Below are 21695 nucleotides of genomic sequence, written 5' to 3' on the forward strand. Positions count from 1 at the left end.
CCCGTTTTGACCCGTTTACCGGTCCGCTACAGGGGCGGGGCCCCGGCCCAGTCCGGCAGCGGCTCGCACCTGCTCCGCCACTCCGGCGGCAGGTGAACGTCCTCGGCGGCCGCGACGATACCGCCGACGATGGCGCACGTGGTGTCGACGTCCCCGCCGGCCGCCGCGGTGGTCCACATGGCCGCCTCGAAGTCGTGGCGTTCGCGGGCCGCCACCCAGAGGGTGAACGGGACCGTGTCGTGAGCGGCCACCTGCCGCCCGTTCCCGAGCATCCGGGCGGCAAGTGCGGGGTCGCTGATGGTGAGGAGCTGCCGCGCCTCGGTGATGCCGTCGTGGATCATGCCCGCGGGCACGTGCTCCCTGATCCGATCGAGGAAACGGCCGGCGGGAAGACCGGGTTCTGTGACGGTTACGGCCGTGGCCACGGCGACGGCCACGGCGCCGGCCACCGCTTCGGGATGAGTGTGGGTGACCTGTGCCGACAGGGCGGCCTGCCGGACGACGTGCGCCAGGTCACCGGCGAACCAGGCGCCGAGCGGCGCCACGCGCATCGCGGCACCGTTGCCCCACGAGCCCTTGCCGTCGAAGAGCCCTGCAGAAAGCGAGCGCCAGTCGCCTCCTTCGCGGACCAGCCGGAGCATCCGGTTCGTCGACGGGCCGTAGCCGCGGTCGAAGTCATGGCGCGCGGCGAAACTCGCCGCGAGCCTGTCCTGGTCGATGGCGCCATGGTCGACCAGGACGCGATAGACGGAGGAGGCCATCTCGGTGTCGTCCGTCCACTGCCAGGGGCCGGGGGGAAGCAGGCGGGAAGAGAGTGCGTGGTGATTGGCCGGGACGAAGAACTGGGAACCGAAGGCGTCGCCGAGAGCCAGGCCGAGGAGAGAGGCCGTGGCCCGCGCGAGAAGCTGAGCTGACATCACTCTCATTGTGGCCGGTCGCAGGCGCCGCCGCTGTAGATCAAAACTGAATGCTGGCAGGCGCTACCGTGACCTACGCTGTACGCATGCGCGTGACGATGCGGGAGGTCGCGGATCGGGCCGGTGTCTCGATCAAGACCGTCTCCCGTGTGGTGAATGGCGAACCTCACATCCGTCCGGAGAAGGTGCGGCGGGTGCACGCGGCGATCGACGAGCTCGGCTGGGTCCCCAACCGGACCGCCCGGACGCTCAGGACCGGGCTGGTCGGCATGGTGGGCATCGCCGTCACCGAGCTGCGCCGCCCGTATCTCGCGGGTCTCGTCGAGGCGCTCGTCACGGAGGCGGATCGCTACGGAATGCTGGCCGCGGTCGAGCCGACGCACGGCGATCCGGCCCGGCTGGCGGCGGTGCTCGCCGCTCGGGGGAAGGCGTTCGACGGCGTGGTGGTCATCGGTCCGGCCGCGTTGGTCACCGACGGGTTGGACGACCGCCCGGTGGTCGCCGTGCAGGGCGGCGCGGCCCCGATGCCGCACAGTGCTGTGGACAGCGTCGATGAGGACGTCGCGGAGGCGGCGGCGCTGGTCGCTCGCCATCTCGCCGTCATGGGGCGGTCCCGTCCGGCTCTGCTCGGAGCGGACCAGGCCCGGATGTGCGCGGCTCTCGCCGGATCCGGCATCGACCCGGCCGCCGTACCGTATGTGGATCTCGGTGAGGTGGCCGACCGGCGCGCGGGCGCGCGGGCCGCCGTACAGGTGCTGGAGCGGCATCCGGACGTGGACGCGCTGCTGTGCGTCAACGACGAGGTGGCGCTCGGGGCTCTCGCGGCGCTCGTCAAGCACGGGGTGAACGTCCCGGGACGGGTGGCGGCCATCGGCTACGGCAACCTGGAGGACGGGCGGTTCTCGACGCCGTCGCTCACCACGATCGACCCCGGGCCGGCCCGGCTGGCGCGCAGCGCGCTGGAGCTGCTCGCCGATCGCCTCGCCGGTAGAGCCCCGCGGCAGCCGCGCGCGATCGTGTCACCCGTCGAGCTGGTACGGCGTGAGTCCACGCTCGGCCGGGACCCGCGATGAAGCGCCCGACGCTCGCGGATGTCGCCGCGCTGGCCGGCGTCTCGGCGAAGACCGTGTCCAACGTCCTCCTCGGCCGCCCGCACGTCTCGGCCACCACCCGGGCCAAGGTCCAGGCCGCGATCGAGGAGGCCGGCTACGAGGCGGGACACGCCACGAGCCAGGCCGGGCGTGGGCTCGCCTCCGGCCGGACCGGCAGGATCGCCGTCGTCGTGCCGAACCTCTACCAGCCGTACTTCGCGGAGAACGCCGAGCGTCTCATCCTCGCCCTGGCCGAGCGCGGGTTCAGCAGCACGCTGCGGATCGCCCATGACGGGGCGGGCGAGCGCGACGCGGTCCTCGGCGTGACCACCGCCGACGTCGACGGCGTGATCATCTGCCCGCACCACCTGAGCGACGAGCAGCTCGCCGGTGCCGCCCCGCGGCGTCCGGCGGTGGCACTCGGCGGCGCTCCGATCAAGGCGCTGGACTGCGTGTTGATGGCGGAGTACGCGGGCTTCCTGGCGATCACCCGGCACCTGCTCGCCACGGGCCGGCGTAAGCTCGCGTTCGTGTGGAACGGTCCGGTCGGCGCCGTCCCGACCGGAGACCGGTACGCCGGGTTCCTCGCCGCCCTGGAGGAGCACGGCATCGAGCCCGACCCGACGCTCGTCGCCAACAGCTCCGACTGGGACCGCAGGGCCACGGGTTACGAGGCGATGGTGGGGCTGCTGCGGCGCTGCGGCCCCCGGTTCGACGCCGCGGTGTGCGTCAACGACACGATGGCCGTGGGCGTGCTGAAAGCCCTGCGCACGCACGGGATCCGCGTCCCCGAGGACGTCGCGGTCACCGGCTTCGACGACACGGACGAGGGCGAGTTCACCATCCCGTCGCTGTCGTCGGGAAGCCCTGATCAGGGCTCCATGGTGGAGGCCGCCGTCCGCCTGCTCATCGAGCGCCTCGACGGCTACGACGGCGCGGCCCGGCAGGTGCACACCGGCACGCACCTGCTGATTCGCGACTCGTCCGCGCCGGCCTGACCTACTCTTCACTCCCTGTCCCGGTCGCTTGTCGCCTTGATTGTCTTGTCATTGACATCGCTGAATGGCCGCCCCTAACATCGCTGAAACATTCACCGAGATCCGGGTCACACCCCTCCGTCCCCCCGTAGGAGGACCCCCATGGCCACTTCACCGGTTCTGTCCCGCCGTGCCTTCGTCGTCGCGGCCGGCCTCACCGCACTCGCCGGCTGCTCCGGCAAGAACTCCGCAAGCGATCCGGGCACCTTGCGGATCGCTGTCACCAAGCATCCGTTGACCAAGCCGATGAGCACGATGGAGTGGCCCAAGCAGCTGGAGAAGATCGCGGGCGTGAAGATCCAGTGGCAGGAGATCTCCGCCGACTGGGACCAGAAGAAGTCCACCATGCTGGCGGCCGGCGACGTGCCCGACCTGATCATCGGCACGAACTCGATCACGAATGCCGACCTGGGCACGTACCGGACGCTGTTCGAGAACCTGAGCGACGACCTGGACGCGCTGCCGAACGTGAAGGCGCTGTTCGCGGCGAAACCACAGCTGAAGTCGATGGCCACGCTGACCGGCGGCGAGATCTACGCGATCCCGGGCTACAAGCGGTTCTGGCCGACGACCGTCATCCACCAGTACATCAACAAGCAGTGGCTCGACCGGCTCGGACTGGACGTCCCGACCACCTGGGACGAGCTGTACACCGTACTCGTCGCGTTCAAGGAGCAGGACGCGAACGGGAACGGCGACAAGAACGACGAGATCCCGATGGACTGGTCGCCGGTCGGCACGGGCGGCTTCGGGTACTTCCAGCCCAGCGTGCTGCTCGGCAGCGTCGGCCTGCCGATCGCGGGCGGCGGCGGCCAGGGCTATTTCCTCGAGGACGGCAAGGTCGGCAACTTCCTCGTCGACGAGCGCTACAAGCGCGTGATCCAGTTCCTCCATCGCTGCTACGCCGCGGGCCTGGTCAGCAAGAACGTCATGACGCAGGACTACTCGGCCTACCAGGCGGTCGGCCGCGGCTCCGGCAAGGTGGCCCGCGTCGGCTTCAGCTGGGGCTGGACGGCCAGCGACCGGTTCGGGGCCCAGCTGGCGGACCAGTACGTCGCGATGCCGCCGCTGCTCGCGGAGGCCGGCCAGACGACACCGGTGGCCTGGTCGTACGACTCCAACAACGAGAACTTCCCGTCCAACCAGATCCTCATGTCCGCGAAGGCGAGCAACAAGCAGGCGGCGCTCAAGATCATCAACGCCTTCTACGACAAGGAGATGTCACTGCAGGTGCTGTTCGGCGATCTCGGCAAGTACGTCAAGAAGGTCAGCGACAAGGAGTACGAGGTCCTTCCACCGGCCGACCCCAAGACCGACCCGTCGACCTGGAAGTGGACGGTCACCATCGCGGACAACGGCCCGGTCTGGATCCGGGACGACATCGACGTGAAGCTGCCGAGCGACCTGGACGAGGCCGTCGAACAGACGAAGCCGCTGCAGAAGGCGCTGGCGAACATGGACGTGGACAAGGACGTCTACCCGTTCCAGTTCATCCAGATGAAGCCTGAGGACACCAACCAGCTGGCGCTGAACAACACCACGATGCTCAACTCCACGATGACGAAGTTCGCCGAGTGGATCACCAAGGGCGGCATCGAGGATCAGTGGGACAAGTACGTCCAGCAGGTCCAGAACTCCGGCCTGCAGAAGAACATCGAGATCTACCAGCGCTACTACGACGAGTACGCGAAGACGCGCTGATGACGGAGACTCTCGTCGCAGCCCGCAAGCCGGTGGCCGACGTCCGGAGGCGCTCCCGTCCGGGGGTCGTCCGCCATGTCAGCAGGTACTGGCAGCTGTGGCTCATGGTCCTGCCGGCCGTGGGGTTCGTCGCCCTGTTCATGTACGTCCCGATGTACGGGATCCAGCTGGCCTTCCGCGAGTTCGACTTCACCGCGGGGCTCGCCGGTGGGCAATGGGCCGGGCTGAAGTACTTCCAGCAGTTCTTCGACAGCCCGCTGTTCTGGCCGTTGCTGCGGAACACGTTCGTCATCGCCATCACCACGCTCGTGGTGGGGTTCGTCGCGCCGATCATGCTGGCGCTGATGATCAACCAGATCGCCGGCGGCCGCCGCAAGAAGTTCATGCAGACGGCGACGTACCTGCCGCACTTCATCTCGATCGTCGTCATCGTCGGCATGCTGCAGGCGTTCCTCAACCCGTCCACCGGACTGCTCACCCAGGTCTCCGCCTTCTTCGGCCTCAGCGACGTGAACTTCCTCGGCGACACCTCGGCCTTCGTGCCGGTGTACGTGATCTCCGACGTGTGGCAGCACTGCGGGTGGAACAGCATCATCTACCTCGCCGCGCTGTCGCGGGTCGATCCCGCGCTGTACGAGGCGGCCAAGGTGGACGGCGCGAACCGGGTGCAGCTCATCCGGCACGTCGACGTCCCGAGCATCGTGCCGACCATGGTGATCCTGCTCATTCTCACCATGGGCGGCGTGCTGAACACCGGTTTCGAGAAGGTGTGGCTGATGCAGAACACGCTGAACCTGCCGGTGTCCGAGGTCATCGCCACGTACGTGTACAAGATCGGCATCTTCAGCACGCAGTTCAGCTACGCCACCGCGATCGGCCTGTTCAACACGGTCATCAACTTCGTGTTCCTGATCGCCGCGAACGCGATCGCCCGCCGTGTGTCGAACTGGAGTCTGTGGTGAGCGGGACCAGCCTGCAGAGCAAGGGATTCTTCCGCAACAGGACAGCGGGCGACGTCGTCTTCATGCTCGCGCTCGGCGCGATCTCCGTGGCGGTCCTGTTCGCCGTGATCTACCCGGTCTATTTCGTGGTGATCGCGTCCGTGAGCAATCCGTCGCTGATCTCCACCGGCGAGGTCTGGCTGTGGCCGAAAGACGTGAGCTTCTTCGGCTATGGGCAGATCTTCAACGACGACCGGATCTGGACGGGCTACCGCAACACGCTGCTCTACAGCGTGTTCGGCACCGCGCTGAACCTCGTCGTGACCATTCCCGCGGCGTACGCCCTTTCGCGGCCGGAGTTCCGGCCTCGGCGGATTCTCATGCCGTTCTTCGTGTTCACGCTGTTCTTCAACGGTGGCCTGATCCCGACGTATCTGCTCTATCGCGATCTCGGCCTGCTGGACAACTGGCTCGTGTTCGTCCTGCCGTCAGCGGTGAACGTCTACAACCTCATCATCGCCCGCGCCTTCTTCGAGCACTCGCTGCCGAAGGAGCTGTTCGAGGCGGCGCTGATCGACGGCGTGTCCTACCTGCAGTACTTCGCCAGGGTCGCGCTGCCGCTGTCCAAGGCGATCATCTCGGTCATCGGCCTGTACTACCTGGTCCAGCACTGGAACGACTTCTTCACCGGGCTGGTGTTCGTCCGGGACAACAGCCTGCAACCGCTGCAGATCGTGCTGCGTGACATTCTCCTGTCCAATCAGGCGTTCGCCGGTGGCGCCGGAGCCGGCGGAGGCAGCGGCGTCGGCTACGACCAGCAGTACGCCGACCAGATCAAGTACGGCGTGATCGTCGTCTCGAGCCTCCCGGTGCTGGTGCTCTACCCGTTCCTTCAGCGCTACTTCGAGAAGGGCGTCCTGATCGGGTCGGTGAAAGGCTGATGAAACGCGTCATCACCTGGCACACGAGGGCGGGCGAGGTGGGCCTGCTGCTGCTCAAGCTGCACCTGCTCTGGGTCGTCTGGAGCCTGGCCGGCGGCATCGTCCTCGGCGTCTTCCCCGCGACCGCCGCGGTGTACGGCGTCATCCGCGGCGAGCTCCTGCGCTCCTCCGCCCCTCGCGAGTTCCGCCGGCTGTGGCGGCAGGAGTTCCGCACCGCCAACGTGGTGGGCTACGTCTTCGCCACGGCCTGGGCGGTGCTCCTGATGGAGCGGCGGCTGCTGGAGAGCGTCGACCTCGGCGTCGTCGAGCCGCTGCTCGGCGCGGCGCTCTGGCTGCTGACGCTGTTCGTGTCGTGCATGACGGTGAACGTCTGGATTCTCGCCGCCCACTTCGCCGAAGGACCGTTCGCGCTCGTCCGCCGGAGCGCGGTCCTCGTCCTCGCCCGCCCGATCCAGGCGCTGGTCACGCTGCTCGTGGTCGGCGTGGTCCTCTGCGCGTACTACCTCGTGCCGGGGCTGGTCCCGGTCTTCGGCATCGCCGTACCGGCCTTCGTCTCGTTCGCCTACGTCTGGAGCACCGCGGTCCTCCCTGTTCATTTGGAGTCTTCATGATCACGCACCTGCGCCGGCCGCTGCCGCTCACCGCGGTCACCATCGACGACCGGTTCTGGGCCCCGCGCCGCGAGCTGATCCGCACCCGTACGCTGCGGCACCAGGAAGACCAGATGCGCCGGCCAGGCCAGCAGTTCGACGCCCTGACCCTGACCTGGCGGCCGGGGGACCCGGACGAGCCGCACATCTTCTGGGAGAGCGACGTCGCCAAGTGGATCGAGGCCGCCAGTTACTGCCTGGCCACCACCGACGACCCAGAGCTCGACCAGGCCGTCGACAAGGCGATCGAGCTGCTGGCCGGCGCGCAGCAGGACGACGGCTACCTCAACGCCTACTTCACCGTCGTCAAGCCGGGACAGCGGTTCACCGACCTGCGCGACGCCCACGAGCTGTACTGCGCCGGTCATCTCATCGAAGCCGGCGTCGCCCACTTCGAGGCGACCGGCAAGACCCGGCTGCTCGACATCGTGCGCCGCTACGCCGACCTGATCGACACCGTCTTCAGCCCCGACGGCCCCTGCGCCGGCGGCTACTGCGGGCACCAGGAGATCGAGCTCGCGCTCGTCAAGCTCTACCGCGTCACAGGAGAGCCCCGCTACCTCGACCTCAGCCGGCGGTTCATCGACTGGCGCGGGCAGCGGCCTTTCTACTTCGAGGTCGAGATGGAGCGCCGCGGCACGCCCGGCTACTTCGGCACCACGCTCCCCCGGCGGCCGGAGGAGTTGCGGCGCTTCCGGGAGTACAACCAGAGCCACCAGCCGGCGGCCGACCAGGCCGAGGCCGTCGGCCACTCGGTCCGCGCCCTGTACATGTACAGCGCGATGACCGACCTGGCCGGCGAGTACGACGACGACCGCCTGCTCCAGGCCGTGCGGCGGCTGTGGACCAACCTCACCACCAAGAAGCTGTACGTCACCGGCGGAGTCGGCTCCGTCCCCGGCATCGAGGGCTTCGGACCCGACTACCACCTGCCGGACGCCCACGGCTACGCGGAAACCTGCGCCTCGATCGGCCTCGTCCAGTGGGCGCAGCGGTTGAGCAACCTCACCGGCCAGGCGCACTACGTCGACACCCTCGAACGCGCCCTGTACAACGGCGTCCTCAGCGGCGCCTCCGCCGACGGCACCCACTACTTCTACGGCAACCCCCTCGCCAGCGACGGCACCGTCGCCCGGCAGGAATGGTTCGGCTGCGCCTGCTGCCCGCCGAACCTGGCCCGGCTGATCAGCGAGCTCGGCCGCTACATCTACGCCCAGGGTCCCGACGAAGCCGTCATCAACCTGTACGTGGCCGGCACCGCCCGCTTCGCCCTCGCCGGCGGCGAGGTCACCCTGCGCCAGGACACCGGCTACCCCCAAGACGGCCGCCTCACCGTCACCGTCACCCCCGCCGACGACGAGGCGGATTTCACCCTCGCCGTCCGCGTCCCCGGCTGGAGCCGGACACTCGCGGTCGTCGTCAACGGCGAACCCGTTCACGAGCCCGTCCTTCGCGACGGCTACCTCACTCTCTCCCGCCGCTGGCGGACCGGCGACCTGGTGGAGATCGACCTCGGCATGGAGGTCCGCCGGACGTGGGCACATCCCGCCGTCGCCTCCGCCGCCGGCAGGCTCGCCCTCGAGCGCGGGCCGGTCGTGTTCTGCCTGGAGGGCGTGGACCACGACTGCGCCGTACACAACCTCGCCCTTGCCGGCGACGTCCCCGTCGACGCGGTCCCCGACGAGCGGACGGGCGTGGTCACCCTGCACGCCGACGCCACCGCCGACGCCACCGCCGGTGACGAGTTGTACAGCGGCCGCCCGCCCGGCCGGCGGAGCGCCGCGCTCACGGCCGTGCCCTACTTCTCCTGGGCCAACCGCGGTCCCTCCGACATGACCGTCTGGATCCGCGACGGCGGCCGCGGCTGACACACCCCACCGCACCTGCACGCTCCGCGACCGGCGCCTGACCCATACTGTCCACATGCGTGATCAGGGGGGAACGCGCTGATGGACACCGCGATCGTGCTGTTCAACAGAGACCTGCGCGTGCACGACCACCCGGCCCTCGCCGCCGCGTGTGATCGGGCCGCGCGGGTGGTGCCGCTGTTCGTGCTGGACCCGGCCGTACCGGAGGGGCAGCGGCACGGCTTTCTCCTGGAGTGCCTGGCCGATCTGCGCGCCTCGCTGCGGGCGCGCGGAGGCGATCTGGTCATCCGGCAGGGCGACGTCGTCCGCGAGACGATGCGGCTGGCCACCGAGCTGGGCGTGGCGGCGGTCTTCGCCGGCGCCGACGTCAGCTCGCTCGCCCGGCGGCGTGAGGAGCGCTTCGCCGGGGAGCGGATCGAGTTCCTGCGCTTCCCGGGCGTCACCGTCGTGCCCCCGGCCGAGCTGCTGCCCTCGGGTGGGGGCGACCACTACCGGGTCTTCACGCCGTACTGGCGCGCGTGGCAGCGGCACGGCCGCCGCCCGCCGCTGCCGCCGCCCCGCCGGGTGCGCATACCCGAGGGCCTGGCGGTGGGCCGGCTGCCCGATCCCGATCGGCGCGGGGCCATGCCCGGCGGTGAGTCGGCGGCCCGCGAGCGCGCCGCGCGGTGGCTGCGGCAGGGCCTCGACGGCTACGCCGACGGGCGCGACGACCTGGCGGGCGACCGGACCTCGCGGCTCAGCCCGTACCTGCGCTTCGGCTGCCTGTCTCCGCTGGAGCTGGCCTGCCGCGCCGAGCGGAGCGAGGAGTTCGTCCGCCAGCTGTGCTGGCGGGACTTCCACCACCAGGTGACGTACGCGTTCCCGCAGATCAACCGCGAGAACTACCGCCACGGCGAACGGCGCTGGCGGCACGACGAGGACGCGCTGCAGGCCTGGCAGGCCGGCATGACCGGGCTGCCCATCGTGGACGCGGGCATGCGCCAGCTGCTGGCAGAGGGCTGGATGCACAACAGGGCCCGCCTGATCGTGGCGGCCTACCTCGTCAAGCGCCTCGGCCTCGACTGGCGGGCCGGCGCCCGGCACTTCTTCCAGCTCCTGCTCGACGGCGACGTGGCCGACAACTCCGGCAACTGGCAGTGGGTCGCCGGCACCGGCAACGACACCCGGCCCAACCGTTCCTTCAACCCGCTGCGCCAGGCCAGAAGGTACGACCCGATGGGCGACTACGTCCGCCGCCACGTTCCCGAGCTCGCCGGCCTGCCCGCCGAGCACATCCACGAGCCGTGGCGGCTGCCCACGCCGCCGCCCGGCTATCCCCCGCGGCTGGACGGCCCCGACGAGTAGACGCCACTCAGCGGTCGCGTGGCCCTCTCCGCTGCCGCCGCCAGGTTGACGGGCATGCGCCCGAAGACTAGGCCGTGGAAGGGGGACGTCGCCCACCAGTAGAGGTGGCCGAGCAGGCCGTGCGGATGGAAGATCGCCCGCTGGTGGTAGTACGTACGGCCGGAGGAACGGGAGACGCCCAGCTCCAGCCAGGCCAGACCGGGCAGCCGCATCTCGGCGCGCAGTCGCAGGAGGCGGCCGGGCAGCACCTCCTCCACGCGCCAGAAGTCGACGGTGTCGCCCACCCTCAGCCGGTACGCGTCGCGCCGCCCGCGGCGCAGGCCGACGCCGCCGAAGAGCCTGTCCAGCAGGCCGCGCAGGTGCCAGGCGACCGGCAGCGAGTACCAGCCGTTGTGGCCGCCGATGCCCTCGATGACCTGCCACAGGGCCTCCGGGTCGGCGTTCACCTGGATGCTGCGGGAATCGGTGTAGAGGCTGCCGCCGGCCCAGTCGGGGTCGGTCGGCAGCGGGTCGCTCGGGGCGCCGGGCGTGGCGGCCGAGGACCAGCGGGTCGCGACATCCGCCTCCTTGATCTTCTTGAGCGCGAGCGACACGGCCTCGGGGAAGCCGATCAGGCCCTCCTCGGGGTCGGGCACGTACCGGCTGATGTCGTGCTCCCCGCAGACCGACTCGTTGCGCAGCGACTCGACCAGCGGCCGCGCGATCCCCGAGGGGACCGGGGTGACCAGCCCCACCCACAGGCTCGACAGTTTCGGGGTGAGCACCCGCACCGGGATGATCACGCGATGGGGCAGGTCGGCCACGGACGCGTACCCCCGCATCATGTCGGCGTAGGTCAGCACGTCCGGGCCGCCGATGTCGAAGGCGCGGTTGACCTCGTCAGGGACGCTCGCCCAGGCGGTGAGGTAACGCAGCACGTCCCGGACGGCGATGGGTTGCGTGCGGCTGTGCACCCAGCGAGGCGTCGTCATGACCGGCAGTCGTTCGGTCAGGTGACGCAGCATCTCGAAGGAGGCCGAACCCGAGCCGATGACCACCGCCGCGCGCAGCACCACCGCCGGCACGCCCGCCCTCAGGAAGATCTCGCCGACCTCGGCCCTGGAGCGCAGGTGCGGGGAGAGCCGCCCGCCGGGGACGAGGCCGCCGAGGTAGACGATCCGGCGCACCCCGGCCCGCTCGGCCGCCGCCGCGAAGGTCTCGGCCGCCCTGCGGTCGTTCTCGGCGAACCGGCCGGTCCCGCCCATCGTGTGGATCAGGTAGTAGGCCACCTCGATCCCGTCCAGGGCCTGTCGCGTCTGTCCGGGATCGGTGACGTCCGCCTTGACGATGTGCGTCCGCGCCGCCCACGGCAGGTCCCGCAGCCTCTGCGGGGACCGCGCCATGCAGCGGACCTCGTGACCGGCCGCGAGCAGCTCGGGGACCAGCCGGCCGCCGATGTAGCCGGTGGCCCCCGTGACCAGACAGCGCGCCATCTCCGTGCCCTTCGTAGCCCCTTTCTCCGTCCGCTTCCATCAGGGGCCGAGGGGAATCCGGATCGGGCGCAAAGATGTCTTTGCCTTGGGCCGGCGGTGTCCTACTCGACGGCCCCCGACTGGGTGAGCAGGTCCTGGTACCAAGTGCGGTACGGGTAGTTGGTCGCCGGATAGTTCGCCGGCGGGTCGGTGGCGTTGCTCGCCGAGTCGAAGTCCCAGCCGCGCACGAGCCGCCCGGCCTGCCGTGCCGCGGTGATGAACGAGGACTGGGTGGCGGGCGCCGCGTAGAACAGCGCGCCCTGCTGGAGTTCCGCGCTGTCGCCCTGCTGGAACTCGTCGAAGGCGGTCTGCTGGTAGCGGATGCGGTCGCCGGTGTACCTGTCGGTGTCCAGCCGCAGGGTCTGGGACGGGGTCGGGCCGTCGGCGCCGGTCCACACGTGTACGCGGGAGGTGCCGCTGGTCGAGGTGGTCTTGTCGTAGCGGGCGTCGGAGGTCTTGGCGTTGCCGCTCCACGAGACCGTCATCGCGCCGGCGTCGAGCACGCCGTCCCAGGTCCAGTTCTGGCTGTTGCTCTGGCTGCGGTGGATCTCGCGTACCCGGGTGCCCGTCGCGTCGGTGAACCTGACCGTCGGCAGGACGCCGTCGTCGTACCGGCGGCTGGATGACCAGGTGATCTCGCCGTCGGCTCCGAGGCGGCCGGTGCGGTACCACAGCGTGGTCGCGTTCTCGGACTGGTGGACCTCGACCAGGTCGCCGTTGTCGTTCAGCGCGACGGCCGGTGTGACGCCGGTGTCGTACCTGCCGTGGCGTAGCCAGGTCACGCGGCCGTCGGGTCCGTACGTGCCGCTCCAGTACCAGAGCGCGCCCGAGCCCGAGTCATGCACCTCCACGACCTGGCCGCGGCCGTTGATCGCGACGGCCGGGTTGTAGCCGATGTCGCGTTTGTACAGGGTGCGGGTCTGGCCGTCGCCGGAGATCACCGGAAGGACTCGACCCCGCAGCGCGTCCACCGTCGGCGGGCTCGCCGGGTAGTCCTTGGCCCAGTACAGCCGCGACCCGAAGACGGAGGTGAGCTCCTGGTTGAGCGCGGCCAGGTTGCCGGCGGCGTACGAGGCGTTGTCGGTCAGGTCGTCCTTGATGTCGAGCGCGACGACGATCGGCGCGGCGGTGGGGTGCTGCGCGGACCAGGTGTTGATCACGTTGAGCCAGTCGCGCAGGAGGTTCGAGGCGGGGTTCCCCGTGTGGTCGACCAGGTTGCCCGGGGAGTCGTGGCCGACGGAGTAGTCGTGCGAGGTGGCGTAGTCGTTGTCGTGGATGTCGAGTTCGATGAAGCGGATGCCGTGGTCGAGTTGGTAGGCGATCGAGTTCTTGGCGCCGTCGACGTTGCCGGAGTAGCTGTTGTGCGTGGCGCGGAAGATCGCCGAGGGTAACGGGAGGTCCGCGGACGCCTCGGCGTTTCCGCTGATCAGCAGCGTGGAGGCGGCGACGGCGAGCACCGACAGGGCGGCTCTTGAGGGGGGCATTCCCTGATCTTCACATCCGTGGCAGTCCCCGACAATACGCTCCAGATACTGGGTTCGCGTGATGACTTCGATCTACCGCGACATTTCCGGCGGCCCGATTTGCTAAATTCCTTGCACGATGGGGCACTGTGTTGCCCAAGGGGAGAGCGGATGCGCAGGTGGACTGCTCCGTCCGTGATCGGCTGGACGCTCGCGTCGATCGTTGTGCCAGGCGCCGCGCATTTGCGCGCCGGGCGCAAGCGCACCGGTCTGATCATGGTGGGGATTTTCGGGGTGTTGCTGATCGGCGCCGTGGTGGCGCTGCTCAACGCTGAGGCACTGGCTGGTCTGCTCCTTGACCCGACCTGGCTGGCCGTGGTCACAGGGCTGTGCGTGGTGGCCGGGCTGGCCTGGGCCGCGGTCGTGATCAGCTCGTACATCGTGCTGCGCCCTGCCAGGCTGAGCAGGCAGGGCCAGATCGGGACGGGCGCCGTCGCGGGCGTGCTGGCGGTGACCGTGGCGCTGCCCTTCGGGCTGGTCGCCACGACCGCCCGCACCTCCAACGACGCGATCGGCAGCGTCTTCCAGGACTCGCCCTCGCAGCCGGTCGATCACAAGGATCCGTGGCGGGGACGTGATCGGCTCAACATCGCGCTGCTGGGCGGCGACGGAGCGAACTCGCGCAAGGGGGTGAGCATCCGCACCGACAGCATCAACGTGGTCAGCATCGACGTCCGCACGGGCGACTCGATGGTCTTCGCGCTGCCGCGCGAGATGGAGAACGCGCCGTTCCCGCCGGGCTCCGCGCTGGCCAAGCGGTTCCCTCCGCCGAAGAACTTCTGGCTGCCACCGGGGCAGGGCCGCGGCTCCGCGGACCTGATCAACGGCATCTGGGCCTACGCCGACATGCACCCCGAGGTCGCCGGCCACGCCGCCAACCGCGCGCCGGAGGCGGTCAAGGGCGCGCTCGGCCAGATCCTCGGCCTCAAGATCGACTATTACATGCTCGTCAACATGTGGGGCGTGGCGCGGCTGATCGACGCCCTCGGCGGCGTCACGATCCATGTCGAGCAGGACATCTGCTACGGCGTGGGCCGTTCCGACGGCGGCGTGGTCAAGGCCGGCACCCGCACGCTCAACGGCACCCAGGCCCTCTGGTACGGCAGGGCCCGCGACCATCCCGGCAGCACCTGCGCGGGCGCCGACAACCACACCCGGATGCGCCGCCAGCAGTGCGTGATGAGCGCCATGCTCACCCAGCTCAACCCGAGCAACGTGCTGCTGAAGTTCAACGCCCTCGCCCACGCGGCCAAGCAGACCTTCCGCACCGACATCCCGCGCGACCTGCTGCAGGACCTGGTCCCGCTCGCGCAGAAGGTCAAGGGCGCCCGCGTGTCCAAGCTGAACTTCGTTCCACCCGCGTACAACCCGGCCTACCCGGACTATCCACGCATCCGCAAGGCGGCGAGCGCTGCCATCGCGCGCTCCCGCGGCTCGGCCCAGGCCGTCCGCACCGCGCCCGCCACCCCTTCTCCGAGCAGTACGGCCACCGCCACGCGCTCGCCGCGGCCGCGCACCACGCAGCAGTCCGGCCGGGTGGAAACGCTGGGCTCGTCCTGCGTGCCCGGCACCGGCAAGAAGGGAACCTAGCCAGGGCTGCGCGCCGGCGTCGGCGCGCAGCCTCCTACTGCCCTTCCCACACAGGAAACACGTTCTCCAGGAAGGTCTTGGTCGACGTGAGGTAGGCCGAGCAGAGCATGCTGCCGAGGCGCGTCGCTCTGCCGTCACCGAGGCGCCGGGTGGGGACGCCCATGGCGTTCACGCTGCGCTCCACGGCCACGCTGGAGACCGCGACCACGGCGTCACCGCGCTGATCGACCCAGCGGAACGCCTCCCGTAGCAGCGCGCGGGCGAGGGGCCCGAAACCCGTCGCCACGGGACGGGACCAGCCGCGGCCGGTGGCCAGGCGGCTGAGCTCCCAGACGGCCGGATCACAAGGAGCCTGGCCGCCACGTAACGCCTCGGGAAAAACGTCGCGGAGCATGTAGGGACCGACGGTGGGCAGCAGCCGGCAGCACCCCGTGACCTCCTGGCGGCCCGCCACATGACTGATCACATAAACCGGGTCGCAGTCGTCGAAGGCATCGCGTTCCCGTCCGCGGATGCTGGCGACGTCCCAGCGGAGGCGTTCGAAGAACACTCTGTGGCGGAGGCGGAACATGCCGTCGATCAGCCACGCCGGCAGTTCGCCCGCTCCACCGACCACGATCCGTTGCGCGCGTCTGTCCCCCGGGAAATCGTCCACGAACACCCCTCCGCGAATGAACCGGCTCCTCGCCGATCACTTCTTTTCGAGTTGTTCGCGGCCCCGGGGGCTCAAGATGACATGATCTGCCGGTCTCTAGCAGGACAGCGGTGACGAGGCGAGTGCAACGTCGTCGTACCAGAGGGTGTCCTGGTCGCTGCCGTAGCTCTCCCAGCCGAGCCGTAGCGTGGCCGGGCGCGGCGCGGTGGTGCGGCGCAGCCACTGGGAGTCGATGTCCTGGGTCGGGGTCCCGTCCACGCGCAGGCCGGCGATCTCCTGGTCGTCCAGGTACGTACGCATCGACTGCGTGGTGGTGTCGATCTGGTAGCGGAGGCAGACCCAGCGGTTGACGGGGAGCGCGGTGCTGAGCGCGACGCCCGCCGGGCTCTGCTCGGGCAGGGTGGCGTCGTCGGATTCGCGGTTCCATTGCAGGGCGCCGTTCTGGCCGCCGATGCGCAGGTCGCGGTTGCCGTCATTGGCGTCGGCCATGGTGATCATGCTGACGTGGGTCGCGGGCAGGGCGGTCGTGTGCCGGACCCACATCCTGGCGTAGACCACCGGGCCGACGTGGGAGACGTCGCGGGTGGTGCCGACGAAGAGGTGGTTGCAGTACCCGCCGCCCCCGTTGACCCGCAGGGACTTGCCGCCGCTGTGCGCGATCGCGGTGTCGATCGCGGCCGTGCCGGTGCCGGCGCAGTTGGGGGTGACGACCTGCCAGTCACCGGACGGGCTGCCCGTCTGGTCCTCGAACCCCGAGCAGACCGTCGCCCCGGAGCAACCGGGCGGCACGGTCGGGGTGACGGTCGGCGTGACGGTGGGTGTCACCGTGGGGGTGACGGTGGGGGTCTGGCTCGGGGTCGCGGTGCCGTTGCAGGCCACGTCGTTGAGCGTGAAATCGGTGGGCGCGGGGTTGGCCGCCGACCAGGTGGCCTGCAGGCCGAACTCGGCGCTGCCACCCGTCGCGAGCGCGCCGTTCCACGCCACGTTGACCGCCGTCACCACCTTGCCGCTCTGCTCCACCTGGGCGTTCCATGCGCTCGTCACCCGCTGGTCCCCCGCGTACGTCCACCGCAGCCGCCACACGCTGAGTGCCGTCCCCAAGTTCGTCACCTTCACCTGCGCGGTGAAGCCTCCCTGCCACGAGTTGACGGTGTAGTCCACCTTGCATCCGACGGCCGCCGACGCCGGGAGGCTCACGGCGATGCCGCCGATCGCCAGGGCGACACAGGCGACGACTGCCCAGAGCCGGGCGGGCAGCGCGAGAGGACGGGACATGACATCGCTCGCCTTCTGGGCTCGGTGGGGCGCGGCCACAGAATGGGAGCGCTCCCAAACCATCTCCTGACGACGATGTTTCGCAGCACCGCGCCGAAGTGTCAATGCCGCCCCTCCCCTGCGCCCGCCGACCACACCTCCCCCGCCTCACCTGACCAGGCAAGCTCACCGTCCGACCGGCCCGGCCCGCGACTGAACCTTTCATCACCGTCACCGGCAGCACCCCGCTGTGTTGCGACCGGTAGGGTCACCCAGGACACAGCGCGGCGAAAGGGAACAACCCGGCGTGAACATGGGCGTCATCGGGCAGGCAGCGGGATTGTTCGCCGCCACCAACATCGACGACATCTTGCTCTTGGCACTCTTCTTCGCTCAGGGCGCCGGACGCCGGGGCGCGGCCGCGCGAGTCGTGGCCGGCCAGTACCTCGGATTCCTGGGCATTCTCGCCGTGGCCACGGCGGCGGCCTTCGGCGCCACCTTCCTGCCTGAGCCGGTCCTGCCCTATCTGGGCCTGCTCCCGCTCGCCCTGGGGCTCAAGGCGGCGTGGCAGGCGTGGAAGAACCACCGCGACGGAGGCGAGGACGACCCCACCGGCGAACATGACGGTGGGCCGAAGGCGCTGGAGGTCGCCGCCGTCACCTTCGCCAACGGCGGCGACAACCTCGGCGTGTACGTCCCGGTGTTCGCCACCGCCGGCGCCGGCTCGACGAGTGTCTACATCATCGTCTTTCTGGCGCTGGTCGCCGTGTGGTGTGCGGCGGGACGGTTCTTCGCCACCCGCCCGGTCATCGCTCAGGCGCTGAGCCGCTGGGGCCACATCCTGCTGCCGATCGTCCTGATCGGCGTCGGCGTGCTCATTCTCGTCGAGGGCGGCGCCTTCGGCCTGTCCTGATCCGCGGCCGGCGCCGGCTTCAGAAGTCCTGGCCTGGGATCATGTCACCACCTACGTGCATGCTTTTCATCCGTACGTGCAGGTGCCCCTCGGAAGGGAAGACAGGGGGCTGGGCGGGGAGTACGGAGCTCAGGACGTATCGGCATTTCTCGGCCACGCGGCAGGAAGCGTGGTTGTCCACGGCGTGAAACAGATCAAGGCGGGCCAGCGGCATCACGTGCTGCGAACCGAGCGCCCACCGCGATACGCGCTCAAGGGCGCGGGAAGCGATTCCTCGGCCCCGGGTCTCGGCCGATGTCCAGTAGCCCACCTCAGCGGAGGCGCCGGCGGGATCGACGCCTCCCTTGACCGCGATGTGGCCGACCGGCCGGTCGCGCTCCACTATGGCGAAGCTGAAGCGGACACCGTCGTCCCACCCACTTCTCTGATCGTCGATCCAGCGGCGGGCGTCTGCCTCGCTGACCAGAGAAGTGATCAGCCACCGGCGCATGAGGGGGTCGCGGTGAGCCGTCACGAGGGCCGCTGTGTCCTCGGCTCGCCACGGTCGAAGACACAATGCCGGCGCGGATGCGGTGGGTTCTACGTACATAACTGTTTTCATGGGCCCCCTGAGCCTAATGCCGGAGCCCAGGTCAAATGTCCGACCCACTGGCGCCGACTGCTGCAAAAGGGAAACCGCACCCTCTTCTTCGATATCGGAAGCAATAAGATCATCATAAATTTCGGACAGCTCTCCATGGCGCTCATTGAGCGTGTCGCATCGATTACTCATAGACGTTTCCGTCGCCACTCACTGCAGAAAGCCAGGATTCATGAGCGCCTGACCTGGGCTTATCCGATGCCGGCCCGCGAGCGCTGAAAGGGATCTTGACAGAGCTCCCCCGAGTGTTAGCATTACGCTGGATATCGGACAGACCGTAATGGGCGGAAAGGACGGTAAATGTCAGCGCTTCTTGAGATGGAACCCCGGGTGGCCGGGACCGACGTAATGGAGCCGGTCGTCGAGTTCGAGCAGCGGTGGGAGAGCCAGGTCGATCAGGACCGCTGCCCGGTGACGCGACCCGGAGTCTCGCTTATCTGCTGATTACCGAGATCGGCGCAGCGCGGACGTACCGGAATTCACTCAGATGGGGGGCTGACAGGAGATGGATGAGACGGGTTCCCCAGACTGGGTAGAACAGGTCGTCAGGCAATACGTCAGCGCCGACCACACGGTGACAAGCGGCCCTGTCTGGCTGGTTGTCAGGCCGGACGGGGCCGTTTTACCGGATCACGGATGGAAGTTACACGTATCTTCCCGCACCTCGAACTTTCCCGCGCTGGTGGAAAGACTGGTCCCATTCCTGGTGGCCGAAGGCTGCGTATTCAAGCTGGCTCGTTCGCAACAGGTGCTCCACGAGTTGAACGATGGCCAGTCAGCCGCGGAGAGCGTCGGTAAGGCATTTACCGTCTATCCGGACCAACAACTTGTCCGTGAAGTCGGCACCCGGCTCGCCCGGACGCTGCGCGGCCACCAAGGGCCGCGCGTACTCAGCGACCGGAGAGTGTCCCCGGATGCTCCGGTGTACTACCGGTACGGGTCGTTCGTCGCCCGACGGACCACCGACGCGCGCGGACAACAGATAACACGGCTGCAAGGGCCCGCCGGCGAGGAGTTCGACGAGCCCGCCGGGCTCAGCTACCGGCAACCCTCGTGGGTCGAGGATCCGTTCACCGGTGCTCGGACGGAGCCCGACCCCTCCCGCGGCGATGTCCTGCTCAGCGGACGCTACCGCGTCGTCGTCGGGATCAGGGAAGCCGCCCAGGGCAATGTCTACCGTGCGATCGACGAGCAGACCAACCGCCAGGTGGTCATCAAGCAGGCGCGCGCCTTCGTCGCCGAGCATGGCGATGGGAACGACGGCCGGATGCGGTTGCGCAACGAGCGTCGCATCCTGCAAGCTCTCGATGGAGTCGCCGGTGTGCCGCGGTTCCTCGACCACTTTCGGTACGGCGACGACGAGTTCCTGGTCACCACCGACTGTGGCCCTCGGACCTTGGCCGAAGACGTGCGGCAGAACGGTCCATACCCAACCGGGCCAGGCACAGGCGCGCGCAGCCTCGATCGGCTGGCGGGTGAGCTGGCCCGTATCCTCACCACGATCCACGAACGCGGCGTCATGATGCGGGATCTGTCCCCCGCCAACGTGGTGATCGGTGATGGCGCCAGCATCATCGACTTCGGTCTTGCCTCCTATGACGGAGTGCACCTGCCCGGGAGGACACCAGGCTATGCGCCCGCCCGGCAGGTACGCGGCGAGCCACCACGCGATGCCGACGACTTTCACACGCTCGGCATGACCTTGCTGTTCGCGGCAACCGGTCTGCACCCGGTGACCCTTGGCGACGATCCGGAGCTGCCGAGAACACGGGCGCTGCAAACGGTTTCGCGCTACCACGGTCAGGCGCCGTCGGAAACCATGTCCGCCATCACGAATCTGCTCGGCGACGAGGAGCGTGCGCGCACTGCGCTACGGCGGCTCGCGTCAGGGGACAACCGTCGGACAGCGCCCCTGCCATCGCCGTCGACGCCTGTGGTCACCGCGGAACTGGCCGCCGAGGTGATGGAGAACCTGGTGGGCGACCTGCTCGACCTGCTGGACAACGTACTGGAGGCTCCGGCCAACACGAAGGCCGCCAACGACGCGAGTGTCTACAGCGGAAGTGCGGGCATCGGCCTGGAGTTGCTGCACCATCGAGATCGGCCGGACGTGGAGCGGAAGGTGCGTGAGCTGGCGGCTTTCACCGAACGCGTCACGACAGCACCGTTGAGGCCACAACCCGGCCTGTTCACCGGCGTGACCGGGACGGACATGTTCCTCCAGGAAGCGGTCAACTGCGGCATCGGTCTGACGGACTGGCCGGGCCGGAGCCTGCCGCCACCGGAGTGGACATACGAGAACTTCGACCTGATCGACGGAAACGCAGGTGTCGGCCTGGGGCACCTGTATTTCTACCGCACCAACGGTGACCCGGCGGACCTTGAGATAGCGCGGCGCTGCGCGCGCATGGTGGCGGCGGAACAGCCGCTCAGTCCCAGCTCCACACCGGGCAAGGCCGATGTGACAGCCGGACGCGCACATGGCCTGGCCGGCGCCGCCGAGTTACTGCTCAGCCTCGCCGACGAAACCGGCGAGTCGTGGGCACTCGAAGCCGCCGCGGACCACGTGCGCCACCTTTCGAAACGCACCCGCACTCTCGTACGCGAAGCCAAGGACCCGGCGGCAGAGCCGATGACCATGTCCTGGTGTCGCGGCCTCTCCGGGATCGGGCAGACGCTGCTGCACGCGAGCAAGGTGCTGGACGACGCGTCCCTGGCCGACCTCGCGCGTCAGGGAGCCGACGTCTGCATCGCCCACATGCCACGACTGAGCACGCTCGGCCAGTGCTGCGGCGTGGCCGGTGTCGGTAACCATCTGCTGGACCTGGCCGTTCTGGAACAGTCCGAGCGTTACCTGGAGGCGGCTCACGACCTGGCGACTCATCTGCTGCTTCGAAGCGCCGGCCCGTCTACCCACCCCAGCTTCTTCGCGCCCGACGACCCTCCCGCCCGCTCACTTTCGTGGGCGCAAGGACTGACTGGCGTCCTGACATTCGTCCGCCGATTGGCGCGCGGCGGTCCCGGTTCTCTCGCGATCGTCATGTAATGACCGTGTCGGCATCACACCAACCGCGGCCCGGCCGGCGCTGCGCGTCATGTGTGCCGGACCTCCGCCTCTC

The 21695-nt window shown here is 69.1% G+C and carries 17 protein-coding genes; 11 read left to right on the forward strand and 6 right to left on the reverse strand.

Annotation, left to right across the window (positions count from 1 at the left end):
- Positions 1 to 26: 26 nt before the first annotated feature.
- The gene (locus AB0J64_RS15265) at positions 27 to 917 is read right to left on the reverse strand and encodes an ADP-ribosylglycohydrolase family protein (protein WP_364026365.1); all 891 of its coding nucleotides are present in this window, start codon (positions 915 to 917) and stop codon (positions 27 to 29) included.
- Between the two features lie 86 nt (positions 918 to 1003).
- Between AB0J64_RS15265 and AB0J64_RS15270 the strand changes: the two genes are divergently transcribed.
- The 8 genes from AB0J64_RS15270 (at position 1004) to AB0J64_RS15305 (ending at position 10490) form a co-directional block, all read left to right on the forward strand.
- A complete protein-coding gene (locus AB0J64_RS15270; RefSeq protein WP_364026368.1) occupies positions 1004 to 1990 on the forward strand; it encodes a LacI family DNA-binding transcriptional regulator in 987 nt (328 codons plus the stop codon).
- Positions 1987 to 3006: a LacI family DNA-binding transcriptional regulator gene (locus AB0J64_RS15275; protein ID WP_364026371.1), complete on the forward strand. Its 1020-nt coding sequence runs from the start codon at positions 1987 to 1989 to the stop codon at positions 3004 to 3006. Before AB0J64_RS15270 ends, AB0J64_RS15275 begins: the two co-directional genes overlap by 4 nt.
- Before the next feature lie 141 nt (positions 3007 to 3147).
- A complete protein-coding gene (locus AB0J64_RS15280) occupies positions 3148 to 4746 on the forward strand; it encodes a hypothetical protein (RefSeq protein WP_364026374.1) in 1599 nt (532 codons plus the stop codon).
- Positions 4746 to 5708, forward strand: coding sequence for an ABC transporter permease subunit (locus AB0J64_RS15285; protein WP_364026377.1), 963 nt, complete (start codon positions 4746 to 4748; stop codon positions 5706 to 5708). The genes AB0J64_RS15280 and AB0J64_RS15285 overlap by 1 nt, the downstream gene beginning before the upstream one ends.
- Complete coding sequence (locus AB0J64_RS15290; protein WP_364026380.1) at positions 5705 to 6628, forward strand: carbohydrate ABC transporter permease; 924 nt, start codon at positions 5705 to 5707, stop codon at positions 6626 to 6628. The genes AB0J64_RS15285 and AB0J64_RS15290 overlap by 4 nt, the downstream gene beginning before the upstream one ends.
- The gene (locus AB0J64_RS15295; RefSeq protein WP_364026383.1) at positions 6628 to 7239 is read left to right on the forward strand and encodes a DUF624 domain-containing protein; all 612 of its coding nucleotides are present in this window, start codon (positions 6628 to 6630) and stop codon (positions 7237 to 7239) included. The genes AB0J64_RS15290 and AB0J64_RS15295 overlap by 1 nt, the downstream gene beginning before the upstream one ends.
- Entirely contained in the window at positions 7236 to 9146 is a 1911-nt protein-coding gene (locus tag AB0J64_RS15300; protein WP_364026386.1) for a beta-L-arabinofuranosidase domain-containing protein, read from the forward strand. The genes AB0J64_RS15295 and AB0J64_RS15300 overlap by 4 nt, the downstream gene beginning before the upstream one ends.
- Before the next feature lie 81 nt (positions 9147 to 9227).
- The gene (locus AB0J64_RS15305; protein ID WP_364026389.1) at positions 9228 to 10490 is read left to right on the forward strand and encodes a deoxyribodipyrimidine photo-lyase; all 1263 of its coding nucleotides are present in this window, start codon (positions 9228 to 9230) and stop codon (positions 10488 to 10490) included.
- On the opposite strand, the gene AB0J64_RS15310 is transcribed toward AB0J64_RS15305, so the two are convergent.
- Together AB0J64_RS15310 and AB0J64_RS15315 are read right to left on the reverse strand one after the other, a co-directional pair.
- Positions 10457 to 11962 carry an SDR family oxidoreductase gene (locus AB0J64_RS15310; protein WP_364026392.1) on the reverse strand — a complete coding sequence of 502 codons (1506 nt, stop codon included), beginning with the start codon at positions 11960 to 11962 and terminating at the stop codon, positions 10457 to 10459. The two genes, AB0J64_RS15305 and AB0J64_RS15310, sit on opposite strands and share 34 nt — an antisense overlap.
- A 101-nt stretch (positions 11963 to 12063) precedes the next feature.
- Positions 12064 to 13485, reverse strand: coding sequence for a phosphatidylinositol-specific phospholipase C domain-containing protein (locus tag AB0J64_RS15315; RefSeq protein ID WP_364026395.1), 1422 nt, complete (start codon positions 13483 to 13485; stop codon positions 12064 to 12066).
- Between the two features lie 150 nt (positions 13486 to 13635).
- Here AB0J64_RS15315 and AB0J64_RS15320 point away from each other — a divergent pair, with 150 nt between their 5' ends.
- Positions 13636 to 15114 carry an LCP family protein gene (locus AB0J64_RS15320; protein WP_364026397.1) on the forward strand — a complete coding sequence of 493 codons (1479 nt, stop codon included), beginning with the start codon at positions 13636 to 13638 and terminating at the stop codon, positions 15112 to 15114.
- A gap of 34 nt (positions 15115 to 15148) precedes the next feature.
- Here AB0J64_RS15320 and AB0J64_RS15325 read toward each other — a convergent pair whose 3' ends face one another.
- Together AB0J64_RS15325 and AB0J64_RS15330 are read right to left on the reverse strand one after the other, a co-directional pair.
- Positions 15149 to 15769 carry an acyl-homoserine-lactone synthase gene (locus tag AB0J64_RS15325; RefSeq protein ID WP_364026400.1) on the reverse strand — a complete coding sequence of 207 codons (621 nt, stop codon included), beginning with the start codon at positions 15767 to 15769 and terminating at the stop codon, positions 15149 to 15151.
- A 96-nt stretch (positions 15770 to 15865) separates the two neighbouring features.
- Entirely contained in the window at positions 15866 to 17044 is a 1179-nt protein-coding gene (locus tag AB0J64_RS15330; protein ID WP_364026403.1) for a cellulose-binding domain-containing protein, read from the reverse strand.
- Between the two features lie 286 nt (positions 17045 to 17330).
- Here AB0J64_RS15330 and AB0J64_RS15335 point away from each other — a divergent pair, with 286 nt between their 5' ends.
- Positions 17331 to 17936, forward strand: coding sequence for a cadmium resistance transporter (locus tag AB0J64_RS15335; protein WP_364026406.1), 606 nt, complete (start codon positions 17331 to 17333; stop codon positions 17934 to 17936).
- 19 nt (positions 17937 to 17955) lie between these two features.
- Here AB0J64_RS15335 and AB0J64_RS15340 read toward each other — a convergent pair whose 3' ends face one another.
- Entirely contained in the window at positions 17956 to 18708 is a 753-nt protein-coding gene (locus tag AB0J64_RS15340) for a GNAT family N-acetyltransferase (protein ID WP_364026409.1), read from the reverse strand.
- A 373-nt stretch (positions 18709 to 19081) separates the two neighbouring features.
- Between AB0J64_RS15340 and lanL the strand changes: the two genes are divergently transcribed.
- On the forward strand, positions 19082 to 21622 hold the full coding sequence (gene lanL / locus AB0J64_RS15345; protein WP_364026413.1) for a class IV lanthionine synthetase LanL: 2541 nt from the start codon (positions 19082 to 19084) through the stop codon (positions 21620 to 21622).
- The last annotated feature ends 73 nt before the right edge of the window (positions 21623 to 21695 follow it).

Source organism: Nonomuraea sp. NPDC049695, assembly GCF_040674955.1.
In the GTDB taxonomy this organism is placed as follows: domain Bacteria; phylum Actinomycetota; class Actinomycetes; order Streptosporangiales; family Streptosporangiaceae; genus Nonomuraea; species Nonomuraea helvata.

What these genes read in the sequence shown, in the direction of transcription:
- AB0J64_RS15265 (WP_364026365.1), bottom strand. Translation starts at nt 917, where the DNA reads ATGTCAGCTCAGCTTCTCGCGCGGGCCACGGCCTCTCTCCTCGGCCTG.
- AB0J64_RS15270 (WP_364026368.1), top strand. Translation starts at nt 1,004, where the DNA reads ATGCGCGTGACGATGCGGGAGGTCGCGGATCGGGCCGGTGTCTCGATC.
- AB0J64_RS15275 (WP_364026371.1), top strand. Translation starts at nt 1,987, where the DNA reads ATGAAGCGCCCGACGCTCGCGGATGTCGCCGCGCTGGCCGGCGTCTCG.
- AB0J64_RS15280 (WP_364026374.1), top strand. Translation starts at nt 3,148, where the DNA reads ATGGCCACTTCACCGGTTCTGTCCCGCCGTGCCTTCGTCGTCGCGGCC.
- AB0J64_RS15285 (WP_364026377.1), top strand. Translation starts at nt 4,746, where the DNA reads ATGACGGAGACTCTCGTCGCAGCCCGCAAGCCGGTGGCCGACGTCCGG.
- AB0J64_RS15295 (WP_364026383.1), top strand. Translation starts at nt 6,628, where the DNA reads ATGAAACGCGTCATCACCTGGCACACGAGGGCGGGCGAGGTGGGCCTG.
- AB0J64_RS15300 (WP_364026386.1), top strand. Translation starts at nt 7,236, where the DNA reads ATGATCACGCACCTGCGCCGGCCGCTGCCGCTCACCGCGGTCACCATC.
- AB0J64_RS15305 (WP_364026389.1), top strand. Translation starts at nt 9,228, where the DNA reads ATGGACACCGCGATCGTGCTGTTCAACAGAGACCTGCGCGTGCACGAC.
- AB0J64_RS15310 (WP_364026392.1), bottom strand. Translation starts at nt 11,962, where the DNA reads ATGGCGCGCTGTCTGGTCACGGGGGCCACCGGCTACATCGGCGGCCGG.
- AB0J64_RS15315 (WP_364026395.1), bottom strand. Translation starts at nt 13,485, where the DNA reads ATGCCCCCCTCAAGAGCCGCCCTGTCGGTGCTCGCCGTCGCCGCCTCC.
- AB0J64_RS15320 (WP_364026397.1), top strand. Translation starts at nt 13,636, where the DNA reads ATGCGCAGGTGGACTGCTCCGTCCGTGATCGGCTGGACGCTCGCGTCG.
- AB0J64_RS15330 (WP_364026403.1), bottom strand. Translation starts at nt 17,044, where the DNA reads ATGTCCCGTCCTCTCGCGCTGCCCGCCCGGCTCTGGGCAGTCGTCGCC.
- AB0J64_RS15340 (WP_364026409.1), bottom strand. Translation starts at nt 18,708, where the DNA reads ATGAGTAATCGATGCGACACGCTCAATGAGCGCCATGGAGAGCTGTCC.
- lanL (WP_364026413.1), top strand. Translation starts at nt 19,082, where the DNA reads ATGGATGAGACGGGTTCCCCAGACTGGGTAGAACAGGTCGTCAGGCAA.